This window comes from Streptosporangium sp. NPDC087985 (assembly GCF_044741965.1).
GTDB lineage: Bacteria > Actinomycetota > Actinomycetes > Streptosporangiales > Streptosporangiaceae > Streptosporangium.
Genome location: NZ_JBIUTQ010000015.1, coordinates 135329 through 151533 on the forward strand (window position 1 = coordinate 135329; position 16205 = coordinate 151533).

At 69.6% G+C, this 16205-nt stretch carries 20 protein-coding genes and 2 tRNA genes; 10 read left to right on the top strand and 12 right to left on the bottom strand.

The features are described 5' to 3' along the window. Positions 1–1084 precede the first annotated feature (1084 nt). Positions 1085–1348: a hypothetical protein gene (locus ACIN94_RS24305; protein ID WP_400710041.1), complete on the top strand. Its 264-nt coding sequence runs from the start codon at positions 1085–1087 to the stop codon at positions 1346–1348. Between the two features lie 37 nt (positions 1349–1385). Beyond that, on the top strand, positions 1386–1985 hold the full coding sequence (locus ACIN94_RS24310) for a hypothetical protein (protein WP_400710044.1): 600 nt from the start codon (positions 1386–1388) through the stop codon (positions 1983–1985). Positions 1986–2017: 32 nt separating this feature from the next. Here the strand turns inward: ACIN94_RS24310 and ACIN94_RS24315 are convergent, their stop codons facing one another. Then, complete coding sequence (locus ACIN94_RS24315) at positions 2018–2758, bottom strand: SAM-dependent methyltransferase (protein WP_400710047.1); 741 nt, start codon at positions 2756–2758, stop codon at positions 2018–2020. Here ACIN94_RS24315 and ACIN94_RS24320 point away from each other — a divergent pair. The 3 genes from ACIN94_RS24320 (at position 2741) to ACIN94_RS24330 (ending at position 5214) form a co-directional block, all read left to right on the top strand. After that, the gene (locus ACIN94_RS24320; RefSeq protein ID WP_400710050.1) at positions 2741–3040 is read left to right on the top strand and encodes a YndJ family transporter; all 300 of its coding nucleotides are present in this window, start codon (positions 2741–2743) and stop codon (positions 3038–3040) included. The genes ACIN94_RS24315 and ACIN94_RS24320 overlap by 18 nt on opposite strands. A gap of 8 nt (positions 3041–3048) precedes the next feature. Then, complete coding sequence (locus tag ACIN94_RS24325; protein ID WP_400710053.1) at positions 3049–3561, top strand: DUF1990 family protein; 513 nt, start codon at positions 3049–3051, stop codon at positions 3559–3561. A gap of 135 nt (positions 3562–3696) precedes the next feature. Beyond that, positions 3697–5214: a ricin-type beta-trefoil lectin domain protein gene (locus tag ACIN94_RS24330; protein WP_400710056.1), complete on the top strand. Its 1518-nt coding sequence runs from the start codon at positions 3697–3699 to the stop codon at positions 5212–5214. 97 nt (positions 5215–5311) lie between these two features. Here ACIN94_RS24330 and ACIN94_RS24335 read toward each other — a convergent pair. Next, positions 5312–5384, bottom strand: a tRNA-Ala gene (locus ACIN94_RS24335). A gap of 19 nt (positions 5385–5403) precedes the next feature. After that, positions 5404–5547: a hypothetical protein gene (locus ACIN94_RS24340; RefSeq protein WP_400710059.1), complete on the bottom strand. Its 144-nt coding sequence runs from the start codon at positions 5545–5547 to the stop codon at positions 5404–5406. A gap of 75 nt (positions 5548–5622) precedes the next feature. Between ACIN94_RS24340 and sigJ the strand changes: the two genes are divergently transcribed. Next, on the top strand, positions 5623–6510 hold the full coding sequence (gene sigJ / locus ACIN94_RS24345) for an RNA polymerase sigma factor SigJ (protein WP_400710062.1): 888 nt from the start codon (positions 5623–5625) through the stop codon (positions 6508–6510). A 36-nt stretch (positions 6511–6546) separates the two neighbouring features. Continuing rightward, on the top strand, positions 6547–7713 hold the full coding sequence (locus ACIN94_RS24350) for a phytoene desaturase family protein (RefSeq protein ID WP_400710065.1): 1167 nt from the start codon (positions 6547–6549) through the stop codon (positions 7711–7713). A 44-nt stretch (positions 7714–7757) separates the two neighbouring features. On the opposite strand, the gene ACIN94_RS24355 is transcribed toward ACIN94_RS24350, so the two are convergent. From ACIN94_RS24355 to ACIN94_RS24370, 4 genes are all read right to left on the bottom strand, one after another. Further along, positions 7758–8600 carry a metal-dependent hydrolase gene (locus ACIN94_RS24355; RefSeq protein ID WP_400710068.1) on the bottom strand — a complete coding sequence of 281 codons (843 nt, stop codon included), beginning with the start codon at positions 8598–8600 and terminating at the stop codon, positions 7758–7760. Between the two features lie 67 nt (positions 8601–8667). Further along, positions 8668–9897 carry a CynX/NimT family MFS transporter gene (locus tag ACIN94_RS24360; RefSeq protein WP_400710071.1) on the bottom strand — a complete coding sequence of 410 codons (1230 nt, stop codon included), beginning with the start codon at positions 9895–9897 and terminating at the stop codon, positions 8668–8670. Between the two features lie 228 nt (positions 9898–10125). Beyond that, entirely contained in the window at positions 10126–10506 is a 381-nt protein-coding gene (locus ACIN94_RS24365) for a hypothetical protein (protein WP_400710074.1), read from the bottom strand. After that, positions 10503–10865, bottom strand: a complete 363-nt coding sequence (locus ACIN94_RS24370) for a hypothetical protein (RefSeq protein ID WP_400710077.1) — start codon at positions 10863–10865, stop codon at positions 10503–10505. The genes ACIN94_RS24365 and ACIN94_RS24370 overlap by 4 nt, the downstream gene beginning before the upstream one ends. Positions 10866–10951: 86 nt before the next feature. Here ACIN94_RS24370 and ACIN94_RS24375 point away from each other — a divergent pair, with 86 nt between their 5' ends. Continuing rightward, on the top strand, positions 10952–11449 hold the full coding sequence (locus ACIN94_RS24375) for a DUF523 domain-containing protein (RefSeq protein ID WP_400710079.1): 498 nt from the start codon (positions 10952–10954) through the stop codon (positions 11447–11449). Positions 11450–11458: 9 nt separating this feature from the next. On the opposite strand, the gene ACIN94_RS24380 is transcribed toward ACIN94_RS24375, so the two are convergent. Beyond that, a complete protein-coding gene (locus tag ACIN94_RS24380; RefSeq protein WP_400710082.1) occupies positions 11459–11908 on the bottom strand; it encodes a hypothetical protein in 450 nt (149 codons plus the stop codon). A gap of 63 nt (positions 11909–11971) precedes the next feature. Here ACIN94_RS24380 and ACIN94_RS24385 point away from each other — a divergent pair, with 63 nt between their 5' ends. Beyond that, entirely contained in the window at positions 11972–12964 is a 993-nt protein-coding gene (locus ACIN94_RS24385; protein ID WP_400710085.1) for a helix-turn-helix transcriptional regulator, read from the top strand. Between the two features lie 146 nt (positions 12965–13110). Here ACIN94_RS24385 and ACIN94_RS24390 read toward each other — a convergent pair. The 4 genes from ACIN94_RS24390 to nadD form a co-directional block, all read right to left on the bottom strand. Further along, a tRNA-Ala gene (locus ACIN94_RS24390) sits at positions 13111–13183 on the bottom strand. Between the two features lie 124 nt (positions 13184–13307). Continuing rightward, a complete protein-coding gene (locus ACIN94_RS24395) occupies positions 13308–13940 on the bottom strand; it encodes a histidine phosphatase family protein (RefSeq protein WP_400710088.1) in 633 nt (210 codons plus the stop codon). After that, on the bottom strand, positions 13937–14344 hold the full coding sequence (rsfS, locus tag ACIN94_RS24400; RefSeq protein WP_400710091.1) for a ribosome silencing factor: 408 nt from the start codon (positions 14342–14344) through the stop codon (positions 13937–13939). Before rsfS ends, ACIN94_RS24395 begins: the two co-directional genes overlap by 4 nt. Before the next feature lie 136 nt (positions 14345–14480). Next, on the bottom strand, positions 14481–15101 hold the full coding sequence (gene nadD / locus ACIN94_RS24405; protein ID WP_400710094.1) for a nicotinate-nucleotide adenylyltransferase: 621 nt from the start codon (positions 15099–15101) through the stop codon (positions 14481–14483). Positions 15102–15175: 74 nt separating this feature from the next. Between nadD and ACIN94_RS24410 the strand changes: the two genes are divergently transcribed. Beyond that, positions 15176–16201, top strand: coding sequence for a M48 family metallopeptidase (locus ACIN94_RS24410; protein ID WP_400710097.1), 1026 nt, complete (start codon positions 15176–15178; stop codon positions 16199–16201). The last annotated feature ends 4 nt before the right edge of the window (positions 16202–16205 follow it).

Below are 16205 nucleotides of genomic sequence, written 5' to 3' on the forward strand. Positions count from 1 at the left end.
ACGGACCAGCGGGAGCCGACGGCCTACCAGGATTCACCGGACCCCAAGGACCCGCGGGCGCTGACGGCGCCATAGGCCCAGTGGGACCGGCAGGACCGGCAGGACCTCCCGGACCAGCGGGAGCCGACGGCCTACCAGGATTCACCGGACCCCAAGGACCCGCGGGCGCTGACGGCGCCATAGGCCCAGTGGGACCGGCAGGACCTCCCGGACCGGTAGGACCTCAAGGTCCCGCAGGACCTCCCGGACCCGCAGGCGCTAACGGCACCGGACCTCAAGGACCCGCAGGACCTCCCGGACCTCAAGGACCCACAGGACCTCCCGGACCTCAAGGACCTGCAGGACCTCCCGGACCTCAAGGACTCATAGGACCTCCCGGACCAGCAGGCACGGCTGGATCGCCAACCTCGGTTGGTGTGCCGAGTTCGGTTGGTGTGCCGAGTTCGGCTGGAATGCCGGTTGCAGTCGGAATACCGAGTTCGCTCGGAGTGCCGGTTGCAGTCGGAATGCCGCTCCTCAGCCCCGTGTCCTTCTGTCAGCCCTTGGTGCTCTGCGCCCCTACGGGGATGTTCTAAGGTCCACTGAGGACCAGAGCGATTCCCGGCCCGGCAGGTCGCTCCGGAGGATTTCAGATCAAGGTGATTTTCGGAGCGGCAGAGCAGTACAGACGCTAAGCAAGTGAGACACGGAGAGGTGCGGGGCATCATCGCCCCGCACCTCTCGCCTTTCCGGAAATCCCGTCACCAGTGCCCCGCCCACCGCCGGAAACTCGGAACATTCGAGGAAGTTCTTCACCGGGCATTCCAGCACATGTCATTGGTCATCTCTCTGAGCAACCGGATCTGCCGTCCGCTGCGCCGGCGCCGTACGGGGACCTCATTAACGCACGGGCCCGCTATGAGGGTCACCAACTCGCGGAGCCGAGACGTATGTGACCAAGTCATGACGCCTGGCCCGCTCGCCGAGCGCGAGCCACCCTGTTCCCCATGTACGCCGGTTACTCAATATGACCTATGGACAACGGAGAGTTTTCCTACCACATTAGTTGGGTGACGGTCCCGGCCTACGAGCCCAGGAGTTCGCTGTGCCGCTCATTCAGCCAGATCCCACGTTCTACCCGTCGGCCCGCGAGGCCATGCTGGTCCCTCGGGAGGAACTCGCCTACGTCGCCCTTCTGGATACCGCCGGGGAGGGGCGTCCCGACGGACTCGCCACGATCGACCTGTCCGACGGCTCGATCTCCCTTGATCTCGGCTTCTTCGTCGACTTCGCCGCCGACGGCCGTCGCGCCCACCAGATCCTTCTGCAGGGCGGCGTCTCCTCCTCCGACTCCTACTGTTTCCTTTGATCACGCCCTCGCCCATGATCTCGGCGAGGTGCGCCCGATGGATCTGACCTCCGCACTGATCCTTGCCGGGCTCGGCGCCTTCCACGGCCTGAACCCGGCCATGGGCTGGCTCTTCGCGGTCGCCCTCGGTCTGCAGGAACGCTCTCGCGCGGCGGTGCTGCGCGCGCTGCCACCCATCGTGCTCGGCCATGCGGGGTCGGTGTTGATCATGCTCGCGCTGGTGTCCTTCGCGCGCCTGGCCGCTCCACCCAGAATCGTCTCGTACGGTGTGGCGGCCCTGGTGTGCGGATTCGGAATCTGGCGGCTGGTGCGGCACCGTCATCCCCGCTGGGTCGGGATGAGGGTGACCCGGTGGCAGTTGGCCGGATGGTCGTTCCTCATGGCCACCGCCCACGGCGCCGGTCTGATGGTGCTGCCGATCACCCTGCACAACGGGCACGGCGCCGCCTCACTGGCCACGCAGAGCCTGCTGGCGACGGCGATCCACACGCTTTCCATGCTCGCGACGGCCACCGTCCTGGCCATGGTCGTCTACGAGCGGCTGGGCGTCGCGGTGCTCCGCAATGCGTGGTTCAACCTCGACTTCGTGTGGGCCGTCGCCCTGATCGGCGCGGGCGTCTCCGCCGCCCTCACCTGAGCCGCCGGACTGGACCGCCCGGCGCAGAGCGGTCAACGGCGGCGCAGCACGAAGACGCCCCAGCCGAGGTACTGCCTGCCGTACTCCACATGCGCGCGACGCTCACGCTCCAGGAACACACGCACCTCCTCGACGTCGGGATCTCCGGGGTTGTCGCGCAGCCAGTCACTCAGCGTCCACCAGTGGCCCGCCACATAGCGGTCCCAGCTGTCGACGTCGGCGAGGACCATCTCCAGCACTTCGACTCCGGCCGCCTCGAACCGGTCGAATGTCCCGGCCAGCGAGGTGAATGTCTCCGGGGCGACGCCGAACGCCTCGTACGCCCCGGGGGGCGGCTCGGAGATCCAGTACGGCTCGCCGACGAGGAGGATGCCGCCCTCCTTCAACGCGGGGAGCATCATTTTGACCGTGCCCTCAAGACCGTCCCCGATCCAGGTCGCCCCGACGCAGGACACGACGTCGAACGCCGCCGGCTCCGCCTGGTAGGCCCCCGCATCCCCCTGCTCGAAGCGCACCTGGGCATCGACCCTGAGTTCCCGTGCCCGAACCCCGGCCGCACGCAGGAAGACCTCGCTGATGTCCACTCCGACGCCCTCGATCCCGTACCGCAGGGACCACTGGCAGAGCATCTCCGCCTTTCCGCACGCCAGGTCGAGCTGCCGCATACCAGGCCCGAGCCGGGCAACCTCGCCGAGCAGCGCCAGCTTCTCGTCGGTGAACGGGTTGAGGATGCGATGACCGCTCTCGGCGATCTCATGAAAGCGCAGCGACATGGCGGCCATGCTCCCGGACACGGCACCTGTCGACAAGCGATTATCCGCCGGTACGGCGGGCAGGGCGGCCACGACCGTCCGACCCGCGTCCTCCTCGGCGTGTCCGCCCTCGTCCTGACGGTGTCCATGGTGCTGGCCCTGAGCTGGGCGCTGGGCGAGGCGGCCGGCCTGCCGAGGCTGCCGGTGAACTGGATGGTCGCCACCCATAGTCTGCTGAACGCCTTCGGATTCGCCCTGTGCGCGATCGGTGCCTGGCTCCGGCTACGACCTGAACCCCTGTGAGGAGCGAGATGGACCTTCTCGATCGTTACCGCGACGCGGAGTTCTCCTACCCTGACGTCGGCGCGAGCAGTACCGGAACGGCCCCCGCGGGCTACCGGGTCCTGCGCTACCGTCGGCGCCTCGGGCCGGGAACGGCCCTGGACCACGCCGCCGAGTCCCTGCTCACCTGGCAGGTGCACGCCCGGCTGGGGCTCCGCCCGGTCGCGTCCGCGCCCCGGGCAGCGCCGGGCGTGACGGTGGTCTGCGGCCTCGGTGCGGGGCCGGTGCGGCTGCTCATACCCTGCCGGGTGGTATGGGTGGCCGAGGAGGAGAATCGGGCCGGTTTCGCCTACGGCACACTGCCGGGACACCCCGAGAGCGGGGAGGAGAGCTTCCTGCTGGAGCGGGCCGGGGATGGCCGGGTGTGGTTCACCGTCCAGGCATTCACCCGTCCCGGACGGTGGTACACCCGCGTGGCCGGACCGGCGACCGCCCTGGTGCAGCAGGCGTTCGCCCGGGCCTACGCCAGGAAACTGGGCTGACCCTGGCTGCGCCTCACTCGTCGATCACATTTAGCTATAAATCCTTATTGACTTTAAATATTACAAATGTAAAAGTTCTTTTTCAGAGAGCGCTCTCACGCCTCGTCCACGCCCCACCCCCTCAGAGGACCTGTCGTGAGATTCACCGTGCTGACCAGCGTGGCGGTGCTCGCCGCTGCGCTTGTCTTCCCCTCCGTGCCCGCACAGGCCGCCCCCCTACCCGATCCCAGCCCGGATCCGTCCGCGTCCGCCGCACCCCAGCAGGAGGCACTGCAACGAGATCTCGGCCTGACCGTCACGCAGGCGCGCATCCGGCAGGCTCACGAGGCCGCGGCCTCCGTGGTGGAACGGAACCTTCGCACGCGCCTCGCCGACCGGTTCGCCGGCGCCTGGTTCGCCCCCGCCGAGGGACGACTGACCGTCGGCGTTCTGGACAGCCATGACGCCGACCTCGTCCGCGCGGCGGGCGCGCTACCGGTGCTCGTACCACGCAGCGAGAAGCAGTTGGCCGTCACGAAGGCCACACTCGACCGGGCCGCCCAGGCCGCTGGCAAGGACGTCTACAGCTGGCACGTGGATGTAGCCGCGAACACCGTGGTGGTGTCGGCGGCCGACCACGACGCCGCCCAGCGTTTCGTCAAGGCCAGCGCCGTCGATACCGCGGCGGTAAAGATCTCCGTCGGCGAGGCACCCAGGCCTCTCTACGACATCCGCGGTGGCGACCAGTACGTCATCAACGGCAACACGCTCTGCTCGGTGGGCTTCGCGGTCAACAACGGCGGCTTCGTCACCGCCGGGCACTGCGGCGGCGCCGGCAGCCCCACCCTCGGTTACAACAACGTCAGCCAGGGCACCTTCGCCGGTTCGTCGTTCCCCGGCAACGACTACGCCTGGGTACGTACCAATGGCAACTGGACGCCCCGCCCGTGGGTCAACAACTACGGCGGCGGCAACGTCTCCGTGGCAGGCTCCCGGGAAGCCGTGGTCGGTGCCTCCGTCTGCCGGTCCGGGCGCACCACGGGCTGGCGCTGCGGCGTCATCCAGGCCAAGAACGTGACCGTCAACTACTCCGGGTCGCTGGTCTACGAACTCACTCAGACCACCGCCTGCGCCGAAGGCGGTGACTCGGGCGGCGCCTGGATCGCCGGTGACCAGGCCCAGGGCGTCACCTCCGGCGGCTCCGGCAACTGCTCAAGCGGCGGCACCACCTTCTACCAGCCGGTCAACGAAATCCTCGGCGCGTACGGCCTGAGCCTGACCACCGCCGGCGGCGGGAACACCAGCCGGATCATCGGCTGGCAGGACAAGTGCATCGACGTGCCCAACAGCAACGGCGTCGAAGGACAGCGCCTGCAACTGTGGGACTGCAACGGCACCAACGCCCAGAACTGGACGTTCCCCGGCGACGGCACCATCCGCGCCTTCGGTCTCTGCATGGACGTGGCCTGGGGCTCCACCGCCAACGGCGCCGCCATCCAGCTCGCCAACTGCAGCGGCAACCCGGCACAGCAGTTCGTCCTCAGCGGCGCCGGTGACCTGGTGAATCCGCAGGCCAACAAGTGCGTGGACGTCACCGCCTGGGGCGGCACCGGCACCCCGCTGCAGCAGTGGGAATGCAACGGCGGCGCCAACCAGAAGTGGCGGCGAGGCTGACGGCCCGTCAGCCGGAAACGATGAAATCCCGTCCGATCGAGATGATCGGACGGGATTCCGTCAACTTCCTTCAGGCCGTCTCAAGAACGGCCCTCTGTGGAGCTATGGGGATTCGAACCCCAGACCTCCTCCATGCCATGGAGGCGCGCTACCAGCTGCGCCATAGCCCCTTGCGACGCAGATGAAATCTTAGCCCACATCGGACACCCCGCGCGCCATCATGCCGGAGACGAGAGCGACGGCGGCGGCGGCCACGGAGCTCGCGGTGATGATCACGGAAGACAGGACGTAGGCGTCACGGACCACCCCGTTGTCGCCGAATTTCGCAATCAACCGGTAGATCGCATGGAGAAATCATCATCAGCTTGGTCATGTCACGCCGGTATCCCGTGATACGTCTTTACTTCTATGGCCGTCGAGCGCTTCGAGGAACACCGCGACCTGCTGACCGGGGTCGCCTACCGGATCCTGGGCACCGTGACCGACGCCGAGGACGTCGTCCAGGAAGCCTGGCTGCGCTGGTCGGGGGTGGACACGGCCGAGGTCGAGGATGACCGGGCCTACCTGATCAGGGTGACGACCCGGCTCTCCATCGACCGTCTGCGGCGGACGAAGTCACGGCGCGAGTCCTACGTCGGGCCGTGGCTGCCCGAACTGGTCAGCACCGTGCCCGATGTGGCCGAACACGTCGAGCTGGCCGCCTCGGTCGAGCTGGCGCTGCTGGTGGTCCTGGAGACCCTGTCCCCGCTGGAGCGCGCGGTGTTCGTGCTGCGAGAGGCGTTCGCCCTGCCGTACACCGAGATCGGCGAGATCATCGGCCGCACCGAGACGACGGCCCGGCAGCTCGCCCGGCGGTCCAGGCAGCACGTGCAGGAGCGCAGGCCCCGGTTCGACGTGGATCGGAACGAGCGGCGCAGGCTCACCGAGCGGTTCGTCGGCGCGGCCGTCGAGGGCGATCTGGACGCGCTGACCGCCATGCTCGCCGAAGACGTGTCGCTGGTCAGCGACGGCGGCGGCAGGGCCAAGGCCCCGTTGCGGGTCATCACCGGCGCGGAGAAGGTGATGCGTTTCCTGTCCTCGATCGCGTCGGAGGAGGGCACGCGGAGGTTCATGGAGTCGCTGGGCACCGATCTCACCCCCGGTTTCGAACTGGAACTCAGGGACGTGAACGGCGCCCCGGCAGCCGTGGTGATCGCCGGCGGGCGGCCGATCACGGTGTTCTCCCTGGTCATCGGGGATGGGCTGATCCAGACCGTCTTCCTGGTCACCAATCCGGAGAAGATGTCGCACCTGTGACGTCACGGACGCCCCCACCGGGTGCGTCGTAAGGGCATGACATCAGAGATCACCATCATCGGCGGCGGGCTCGCAGGGCTCACCGCGGCCATCGCGTGTGCCGAGGGCGGCGCGAGGGTCACCGTTCACGAGGCGCACCGGACGCTCGGCGGCCGGGCTCGGAGCACCGCCGCGCCGTACATCGCCAACGACGGCACCCACGTCTTCTACTCTGACGGCGAACCCTGGCGCTGGATGGCGGCCAGGGGGCTGGTCCAGCCGTTCCGCAGGCCCACGCTCGGCGAGCTTGTCAGGTTCAGGTTCCGCCACGGCGACCGCCTCACCTCGGCGCCGCCCTGGCCGCTGATGAGGGCGATCACCGCCAAGCGCCGGCTCCGGGCTCCGGTGGAGGAGGACTTCCGCACCTGGGCCACCCGGCACCTCGGCGAGGAGGCGATGCGGGCCGCCTCGGGACTGGTCGGCGTGATCACCTACGACGCCGACCCCGCGCGGCTGTCGGCGGCGTTCGTCTGGGAACGGATACTGCGGGCGGCCGCACCGCAGTACCCGGCACCGCGGTACGTCGTCGGCGGCTGGCAGCGGGTGGTCGACCGGATGGCCGCTCACGCGCGCGGGCTGGGCGTGCGGATCGAGACCGGCGCCCGGGTGGACCGCCTCTCCGAGGACACCCCGGTGATCGTGGCGACCTCGCTGGACGCCGCCAGGACGCTGCTCGGCGACGGATCGCTGCGCTGGGAGAGCGGCAGGGCGGTCCTGCTCGACCTCGGCCTCACCAGACACCCCAAGGACGTCTTCGTCGTCTCGGACCTGGACGAGGGCGGCTTCCTGGAGCAGTACAGCCTGCCGGACGTCTCGCTCGCGCCCACCGGGCACGCCCTGGTCCAGATCGAGATGCCGGTACGGCGGGACGAGTCGAAGGCGGAGGCGGTCGCCAGGGCCGAACGGTTGGCCGATCTCGGGCTGCCCGACTGGCGGGAGCGGACGACCTGGCGGCGGGAGGCCACCGCGAACGGCCGTAGCGGAGCTCTGGACCTGCCCGGACTGTCCTGGCGGGACCGGCCGGCGATCGACAGGGGGAACGGTGTCTGGCTGGCGGGGGACGCGGTCGCGGCCCCCGGCCTGCTCAGTGAGGTCTCCTCGCACAGCGCCCTGACCGCCGCGCGGGCCGCACTTCACGCCGTCGGCGCTCACGTCCCTGCCTGATCCGCGTGGACCCGCGGACGGCCGTGCCGTGATGCTGGGAATCCCTAGCCGGCGGCGGTGTGCATGACCAGCTCGGAGCCGTCGCCGGACAGCTCCAGGGTCGCGACGACCGAACCTAGTTCGGATGTGCGCGACAGGTGCGTGCCGCCGCACGGGATGGCGACCTCGCCGTCAGGCAGGCCGCAGTGCCAGGTACGGCGGGCGGTCAGCTCGGGGCCGGGGCTGTCGACCCAGACGGGGGCGTCGGCCGCGATCCACTCCTTGAGCCGGTCGTTGACCCGCTGGGCGATCTCCGGCAGCTCCTCCGCCAGCCCCTCGGCGGTGAACCCCTTGCGGCGCAGGGACTTGCCCAGGCGGTAGACGTCCTGGCTGCCGCCCGGCAGGATCCGTGAGGAGGTGATGGCCGTCTGGTCGAAGTCGGGATGGCCGAGCCCGTCCGCCGGGACCTCCTTGCGCCACCTGCCGGCCAGCGCCGCGTTGAGCGCGAGCGCGGTGAGGTGGCAGGCGGTGTGCCCGGCCGACAGCGCGCGGCGGTTGTCGCCGTCCACCAGCAGCTCGACCTCCCCGCCCGGCACCGGCGTGTCGGTGACGTGGACGACCAGCCAGTTCCAGCCGGGGGTGCCCCGGCGCACCGGGATGTCCTCGCCGAGGTGGACGGTCTCCCCGCCCTCCTGCACGGCCCCCGTCACGCAGTCGACGACCGCCAGCCCGCCGATCGTCCCCGTGTCGGCGGGCTGGTCCGGCCAGGTGTGGTCCAGCGGGTGAAACGGGGTCTCGGCCACGATCGTCCCGTGCCGATCCCCCACCGGCACGGCCCCCACGACCGCCGAACGTCCCCGAACCTCACCCACCGGGTAGCTGACCCGCGTCGATCCACCGATTTCCATCCCATCATCATGCCAGTACGGCTTGCGCCGCCCCCGAGGAGGTGCAAGCCGTACCGGCACGGGGACGTCAACCGGCGAGGACCCGCTCGTCCTCCAGGTAGTGGGAGCGGCCCGCGTGCCAGCCGACCGCGAACTGCACCCCGATCACCGCGAACAGGAGCAGGAACGGCAGCGTCCAGCCACCGGTCGACTCGTGCATCACGCCGACGAGCAGGGGACCGGCACCCGCGATGAGGTATCCGACGCTCTGCCCGAAGGCGGACAGCGCGGCGGTGGCCTCCGGGGTGCGGGTACGCAGGGCGAGCATGGTCAGCGCGAGCGGGAAGGATCCCATCCCGATGCCGACCAGGATCGCGAACACCCACGCCGGCCCCGTCGGGGCCAGCCACAGACCGAGGAAGCCGATCGTGTAGAAGGCCACGAACGAGGCCACCACGGGTCGCTGGTCTGCGAACTTCGAAGCGAGCCAGGGCACGACCATCGAGACCGGGATACCGATCGCGGTGAAAACGCCCAGCACCAGCCCGGCCTGGCCGCTGGTGTAGCCGCCGTCGGTGAGGATCCTGGGCAGGAACCCGAACATGATGTAGGCCACCATGCTCTGCGTGCCGAAGTACGCGGCGACCGACCAGGCCAGCTTGCTCCGGACCAGGGCCCGGGGTCCGAAATCGTTGCTGCCCGTGTCCCGCTCCGGCTCACTGCGCAACAGCGCAAGCCACGGAATGGCGGCGACAGCGGCCAGCGCCGCCCACACCCCTAGGGCAACATGCCAGTTGCCGTCGGCGGCCCGCTCGATCGGCACGGTCGCGGCGGCCGCGAGCATCGTGCCCACCGCGAGCGCAGTGGTGTAGACGGTGGTCATGGTCCCGGCCCTGCTCGGGAAGTGGCGCTTGATCAGGGTGGGGATGAGCACGTTGCCCACCGCGCCCCCGGACAGCGCCAGGGCGCTGCTGAACAGGAACACCCCCGCCGAGCCCACCATGGCGCGGATCAGCAGGCCCGTGCCGAGGGTGATCAGGGCGAGCAGCAGTAGCCGGTGCTCACCGACCCTCCTGGCCAGCGCCGGCGTCACGGCACCGACCGATGCGAAGATGAGCACGGGCAGTGTGGTGAGGAGCCCGACTCCCACCCCCGACATGCCCAGGCCTGACGAGATGCGGTCGAGGACCGGCCCCACGCTGGTGACGGCGGTGCGCAGGTTCAGGGCGGCGAGGACGATGCCCGCCACGAGCAACCAGGCCAGAGATCCCGTCGTCCTACCGGTGCGGCCCCGCATCTCCTGGGTGAGCACGGTCATGGGGGTGTCAGTCCTCCTTCAGCAACGGTCGCCCAATCGTAGGATGATTGGGTGACTGCAACTGTAACAGAAGTGACACATCGCTCTGTTCCCGCCCTCGTGGACCCCTGACAATGCGAAAACCGGGCCACTTCTCCCTTTGCAGGTTGCGACCCGGCTCTGTCGACGCCGGCCGTGAACGTCGGATGCGCGGCCCCGGGGGCCGGCGGTGACCTCCGGCCGCCCGGACTACGTGCGGCGCGAAAGCCAGTAAAGACCGAGAACCGGCAGGACGAGCGGGATGAACACGTAGCCGCTGCCGTAACCGGACCACACCGTGGCGCGCGGGAACGCCTCCGGGTCGACCATGCTCAGTGTGCCGACGATGAGCACCCCCGCCAGCTCGATGCCGCAGGCGGCCAGCGCCAGCCGTCGGTTCTCCCGCGCCAGCGCCATGGTGAGCATGATGTAGACCACCGCGGCGAAGGCCGACAGCGAGTAGGCCAGCGGGGCCTCGCCGAACCGCGTCGCCATCTGCACGGCGGCACGCGCCCCCGCGGCGAGGGCGAACACCCCGTAGACCGCGACCAGGGCCCGCCCCGGCCCGCTGCCGATCGCCGGCTCGCTCATGCCGTTCCCTGCCAGATCTGCAGCAGCCGCCCGACCATGACACAGATCGTGAAAGCCGCCACCGCGATCACGGCCGGCCCCCAGCGCGTGCGCTCGCCGAGCCCCCAGAAGGCCGCGACCGGCGGGATCACCAGGGTGCCCGCGAGATAGCCGATGAAGGTCGCCGTCTCTTCCGGCCTCTCTCCCCTGACCAGCCCGGCGATCGCGAATCCGGCCTGGACCAGCAGGCCGGCCTCCAGCACTCCGAGCGTCACGAGAAGCACGGTCCCCATCGGCTTGTTACGCACGGCGACCACCAGGCTGATCGCCACGATCACCAGGGAGAGCACGATCACGCCGGTCGCGAGCGGGCCGATCATCGAGACATCACAGGGACGGCAGACATGAGCAGTAGGGTACTGCCCGCCCCCCTCGCCCTCCGCTCCGCGGCACGTACGCTGGGGCCATGGAGAAGGTCATGGTCAGCGCCTGTCTGATGGGGCGGAAGGTCCGCTACGACGGAGCCGCCAAGACGAGTGGTGACGCGCTGCTGGCCACCTGGCGGCAGGAGGGCCGCCTCGTCCCGTTCTGCCCGGAGGTCGAGGGCGGGCTGCCCGTCCCCCGCCCGGCCGCCGAGATCGAGGGCGGCGCCGGAGGCGCGGCCGTGCTCGCCGGCACCGCCCGGGTGCTGGCCACCGACGGCACCGACGTCACCCAGGCCTTCCTGGCGGGCGCCCGGGCGGCACTCGCCGCCGCCCAGGCCCTCGGTGTCAGGGTGGCGATCCTGAAGGAGGGGAGCCCCTCCTGCGGAAGCCTGACCATCTACGACGGCGGCTTCGCCGGCCGCCGCCTGCCCGGCAGCGGTGTCACCACCGCTCTGCTCGAACAGCACGGCATCGCGGTGTTCGGCGAGGACCGCATCCCCGACGCCGGGGTACGGCTCCGCGAGCTCGATGGAGGCTGAGCGGCGCTCCTACGCCTTGGTGAGCTCCATGACCCAGTTGGTCTCCCAGGTCTTCTCGCCGTCGGCGGAGAACGCCTGCTCCCAGCGGGCGGAGACAGGCGTGATCTCCGACCAGATGAAACGGGCCCTGATCGGCATGCCCTCGTGGGTGTCGTCGCCGTAGAACTCACCCCGGCCGTCGGCGAACCGGCCCACGACCGGCGGGAAGAGCGTTCCGGTCCGGCTGCTGGCCCAGTAGAGGGACCACTCCTCACGCTGGACGTCGAACAGCCGCAGGGTGAATCCGGAGAACCCCCTGGTGTGGAAGGTGATCTCGTCGACGTTGGCCGCGCCGCCGAAAACGGGCCTGGCGACCGAGGTCGCGGGGAACTCGTCCCAGTCGGTGCTGCCGGCGAACAGCGTGGTGAGCCTGCGGTTGGCCACTGCCCAGGTGCCGATGTGGAAGTCGAAGTCGTTCATGCGGTGAGACTAAATCCGGACCACTGACACCTACTGTCAGCGTTTTCCAAGATAATTCAGCTCATGCGCGCGAGCCGGCTCCTCTCCCTGCTGATGTTGCTCCAGACCCGCGGCCGGATGACCGCGCAGGAGCTGGCGGCCGAGCTGGAGGTCTCGGTCCGGACCGTCTACCGGGACGTGGAGTCGCTCCACTCGGCCGGTGTCCCCCTGTACGGCGACGCCGGCCCCTCGGGCGGCTACCGGCTGCTGGAGGGCTACCGCACCCGGCTCACCGGCCTGACCTCGGAAGAGGCCGAATCGCTTTTCCTCGCCGGGATGCCGGGACCCGCCGCCGAACTCGGGCTCGGGTCGGTGGTGACGGCCGCCCAGCTCAAGCTCATGGCCGCGCTCCCGGTCGAGCTCCGCGACCGGGCCGGGCGGATACGCGAGCGTTTCCACCTCGACACCCCGACCTGGTACCACGGCGCCGACGAGACCCCACACCTGGCGGCGGTCGCCGACGCGGTGTGGAACGAGCGCCGGCTGGAGATCCGCTACCACCGCTGGAAGACCCCCCGGGAGGTGGTGCGGAGGCTGGAGCCGTACGGGCTGGTGCTCAAGGCCGGCCGCTGGTACCTCATCGCCTGCGGCGGCGACGAGAACGTACGCACCTACCGGGTCTCCCAGATCCGCGAGCTGCACGCGCTCCCGGAGACCTTCACCCGTCCCGCCGGATTCGATCTCGCCGCCCACTGGAACGGCGCCCTGGAGGAGTTCGAGGCGCGGCTCCTGCGGGGCGAGGCCGTCGTCCGCCTCTCGCCGGACGGGATGGAGCGCCTGCCCGACATGGTCCGCCCCGCCGTCCTGCGGGCGGCCGAGGCCGGCGCCGAACCTCCGGGCCCGGACGGCTGGACACAGATCACGGTCCCCATCGAGTCGCTCCCGCACGCCCTGAGCGACTTCCTGCGGTTCGGCGAGGACCTGGAGGTCGTCTCCCCCGCCGAGCTCCGCGACCTGATGGCGGCGACCGCCCAGTCCCTGGTACGGCTCTACGACGCGTCTGCGGGCCGCTCGTGACCGGTCCGTACGGCCTGCGGGGGGGAGGCTGTGCGGCGCGCACGGAACGATGACATCGCAGGGTGCGCACTCGCGGCGGCTGTTCCGGCGAAAAACGAAAAACGCTCCCGAACCGCGCTTGCGCGGTTCGGGAGCGGTGTGTGCTGTGGAGCTATGGGGATTCGAACCCCAGACCTCCTCCATGCCATGGAGGCGCGCTACCAGCTGCGCCATAGCCCCTGGTCACCGCTTCGAGTGCTCTCGTTGCGGCGCTCCGGAAGCATATAGGGACATTGACATGTTCACCTAATCGACAGCCGTACGGCTCGCGCCCGTCATTTCGAGCGCAAGCCGCGCCGCGGGATCAGTCTTCCGTGGCCTCGGGACTGTCGTCGCTCTGAACCGGCTCGGGGAGCGTGCCGGCGTTGTGCTCAAGCAGGCGCCAGCCCTTACGCCCCTCCTCCAGCACCGACCACGAACAGTTCCCCAGGCCCCCCAGAGCGGGCCACAGCTCCTCCGGCAGGCCCATCAGCCTGGCGATGCCGAGCCGGATCGCCGCCCCGTGAGAGGCGACCACCAGCAGGCCGTCGGACTCGAGTTCGGCCGCCCAGCGGCGGATCGACGTCGAGACCCTTTCGGCGACGTCGACGACCTGCTCGCCGCCCGGAGCCTCCCACGCGGCGAACTCGCGGGGCCAGCCGACGGAGATCTCCTCGCGGGTGAGGCCCTCCCACTCGCCACCCCCGCGCTCGCGCAGGTCCTTGTCCACGGTCACCTCAAGTCGGGCGACGCGCCCCAGCGCCGAGGCGGTGTCCAGTGCCCGCTGGAGATCGGAAGAGACGATCATGCTGGGGCGGAGGGAGGCGAGCAACGAGGCGGCGCGGGCCGCCTGCGCCACGCCGGTCTCGTCCAGCGGGATGTCGCTGTGGCCCTGGAAACGCTGCTCGACGTTCCACCGTGTCTGGCCATGCCTCAGACAGACGACACGGCGACTCACTCAGCTACCGCCTCGCGGGCGCGCTGGGCGGCGGCCTGCCGCACGCTGTCCGGCAGAGCGATGGAAGGACAGTCCTTCCACAGTCGCTCCAGAGCGTAGAAGGTGCGGTCCTCCTCGTGCTGGACGTGCACGACGATGTCGATGTAGTCCAGGAGGACCCAGCGGCCCTCACGCTCGCCCTCGCGGCGGACGGGCTTGGCATCGGCCTCGATCCGCAGCCTCTCCTCGATTTCATCGACGATGGCGCGGACCTGACGGTCGTTGGTGGCGGAGCAGAGCACGAACGCGTCAGTGATGACGAGCTGCTCGCTCACGTCGTAGGCGAGAATGTCATCGGCCAGCTTGTCCGCGGCGGCCTCGGCGGCGAGTCTGACGAGCTGGACGGATCTGTCGGTTGCGGTCACGGTGTCGGTTAGTCCTCCTGTAGTCGGCGTTGTCACCTATAGGGTGCCCGATAGGGCGCTCGTTGAAGAAGCGCCACAGGTACAACGCCTGCCGTGTGCCACCCGATTCCGTGCCGCGGACGGATCAGCGGACCGATCAGGGGCTCACGTAGCGGTAGAGACCGCGCTTGTTGATGTACTGAACGATACCGTCAGGAACGAGGTACCAGATGGGCCGTCCCGTGGCGACCCGTTCCCGGCACTCCGAGGACGAAATGGACAGCGCCGGGATCTCCACCAGACTGACCTTGCCCTCCGGCAGCCCCGGGTCGTGCAGGGGGTGTCCGGGCCGGGTGGCACCGACGAAGTGGGCGATGGTGAACAGCTCGTCGACGTCACGCCAGCTCAGGATCTGGGCGAGAGCGTCGGCCCCGGTGATGAAGTACAGCTCCACGTCCGGGCCCCAGGCGGCGGTGATGTCCCGCAGGGTGTCAATGGTGAAGGTCGGGCCCGGCCGGTCGATGTCCACCCGGCTCACCGAGAAGCGCGGGTTGGAGGCGGTCGCGATGACCGTCATCAGGTAGCGGTCCTCGGGCGCGGACACCCTCTTGTCGGCCTTCTGCCACGGGCGGCCGGTCGGCACGAAGACCACCTCGTCGAGGGCGAAGTGGTGGGCGACCTCGCTGGCTGCGACCAGGTGCCCGTGGTGGATCGGGTCGAAGGTGCCACCCATGACGCCTAGACGGCGCTTCCCCTGACCGGTGGGCGCGTTCATCATGGGAGGGACCATACGCGTAAGCCGCGCGCGGCTTTTGACCGCCCCCCGCGCGTACCCGGCGGACCCGACGTAGCATGCCGGACATGACCACCATCCCGGATCGCAACCGCGTGCAGCTTCCCGGCATCAGCTCACGTGCCTACGAACATCCCGCTGACCGGTCCGCGCTGGTCGCTCTGCGCTCGCTCAGCGGGTTCGACACGGTGCTCAAGCAGATGTCCGGACTGATCAGCGAGCGCCGCCTACGCCTGATCTACCTCGCCTCGGCCGTGCGCACCAGCGACACCCAGTTCCGCACCCTGCACGACATGGCCCGTGACGCGGCCTACGCACTGGATCTTCCTCGCATTCCCGAGGTCTACGTCCAGCAGAGCCCGCTGGTCCAGGCGAAGGCGATCGGGTTCGACGATCCGTTCATCGTCGTCTCCACCGGCCTGCTCGACCTGATGGACTCGGAGGAGCTGCGCTTCGTCGTCGGCCACGAGACCGCGCACATCCTGTCCGGCCATGCCGTCTACCGCACCATGCTGGACATCCTCACCCGCCTGGCCACCCGCGTGGCCTGGATCCCGCTCGGCTACATCGGCCTGCGCGCGATCGTCGCCGGCCTGGAGGAGTGGCATCGCAAGTCCGAGCTCTCCGCCGACCGCGGTGGCCTGCTCTGCGGCCAGGACCCCGACGCCGCGCTGCGTGCGCTGATGAAGCTCGCCGGGGGGTCACGCCTACATGAGATGAACATCGAGGCCTTCCTCGACCAGGCACGCGAGTACGACACGGCGGGCGACGTCCGTGACGGCCTGCTCAAGGTCCTCAACCTGCTCGGCACCACCCACCCGTTCGCGGTCTCCCGGGTGGCCGAGCTGGACAAGTGGCGCCGCAGCGGCGAGTACGACACGATCATCGGCGGCACCTATCCCCGCCGCGCCGACGACGCGAACGCCAAGGTGTCCGAAGAGGTCAAGGCCGCCGCCCGTTCCTACCGTGAGTCCTGGTCACAGTCCCAGGACCCCTTCATCGGCGTCCTGCGTGACGTGGCCGAGGGCGCGGTCAACGCCGGAGAGCGCATCTTCAACCGCTTCTCCCGCCGTGACGGTAACTAGACAT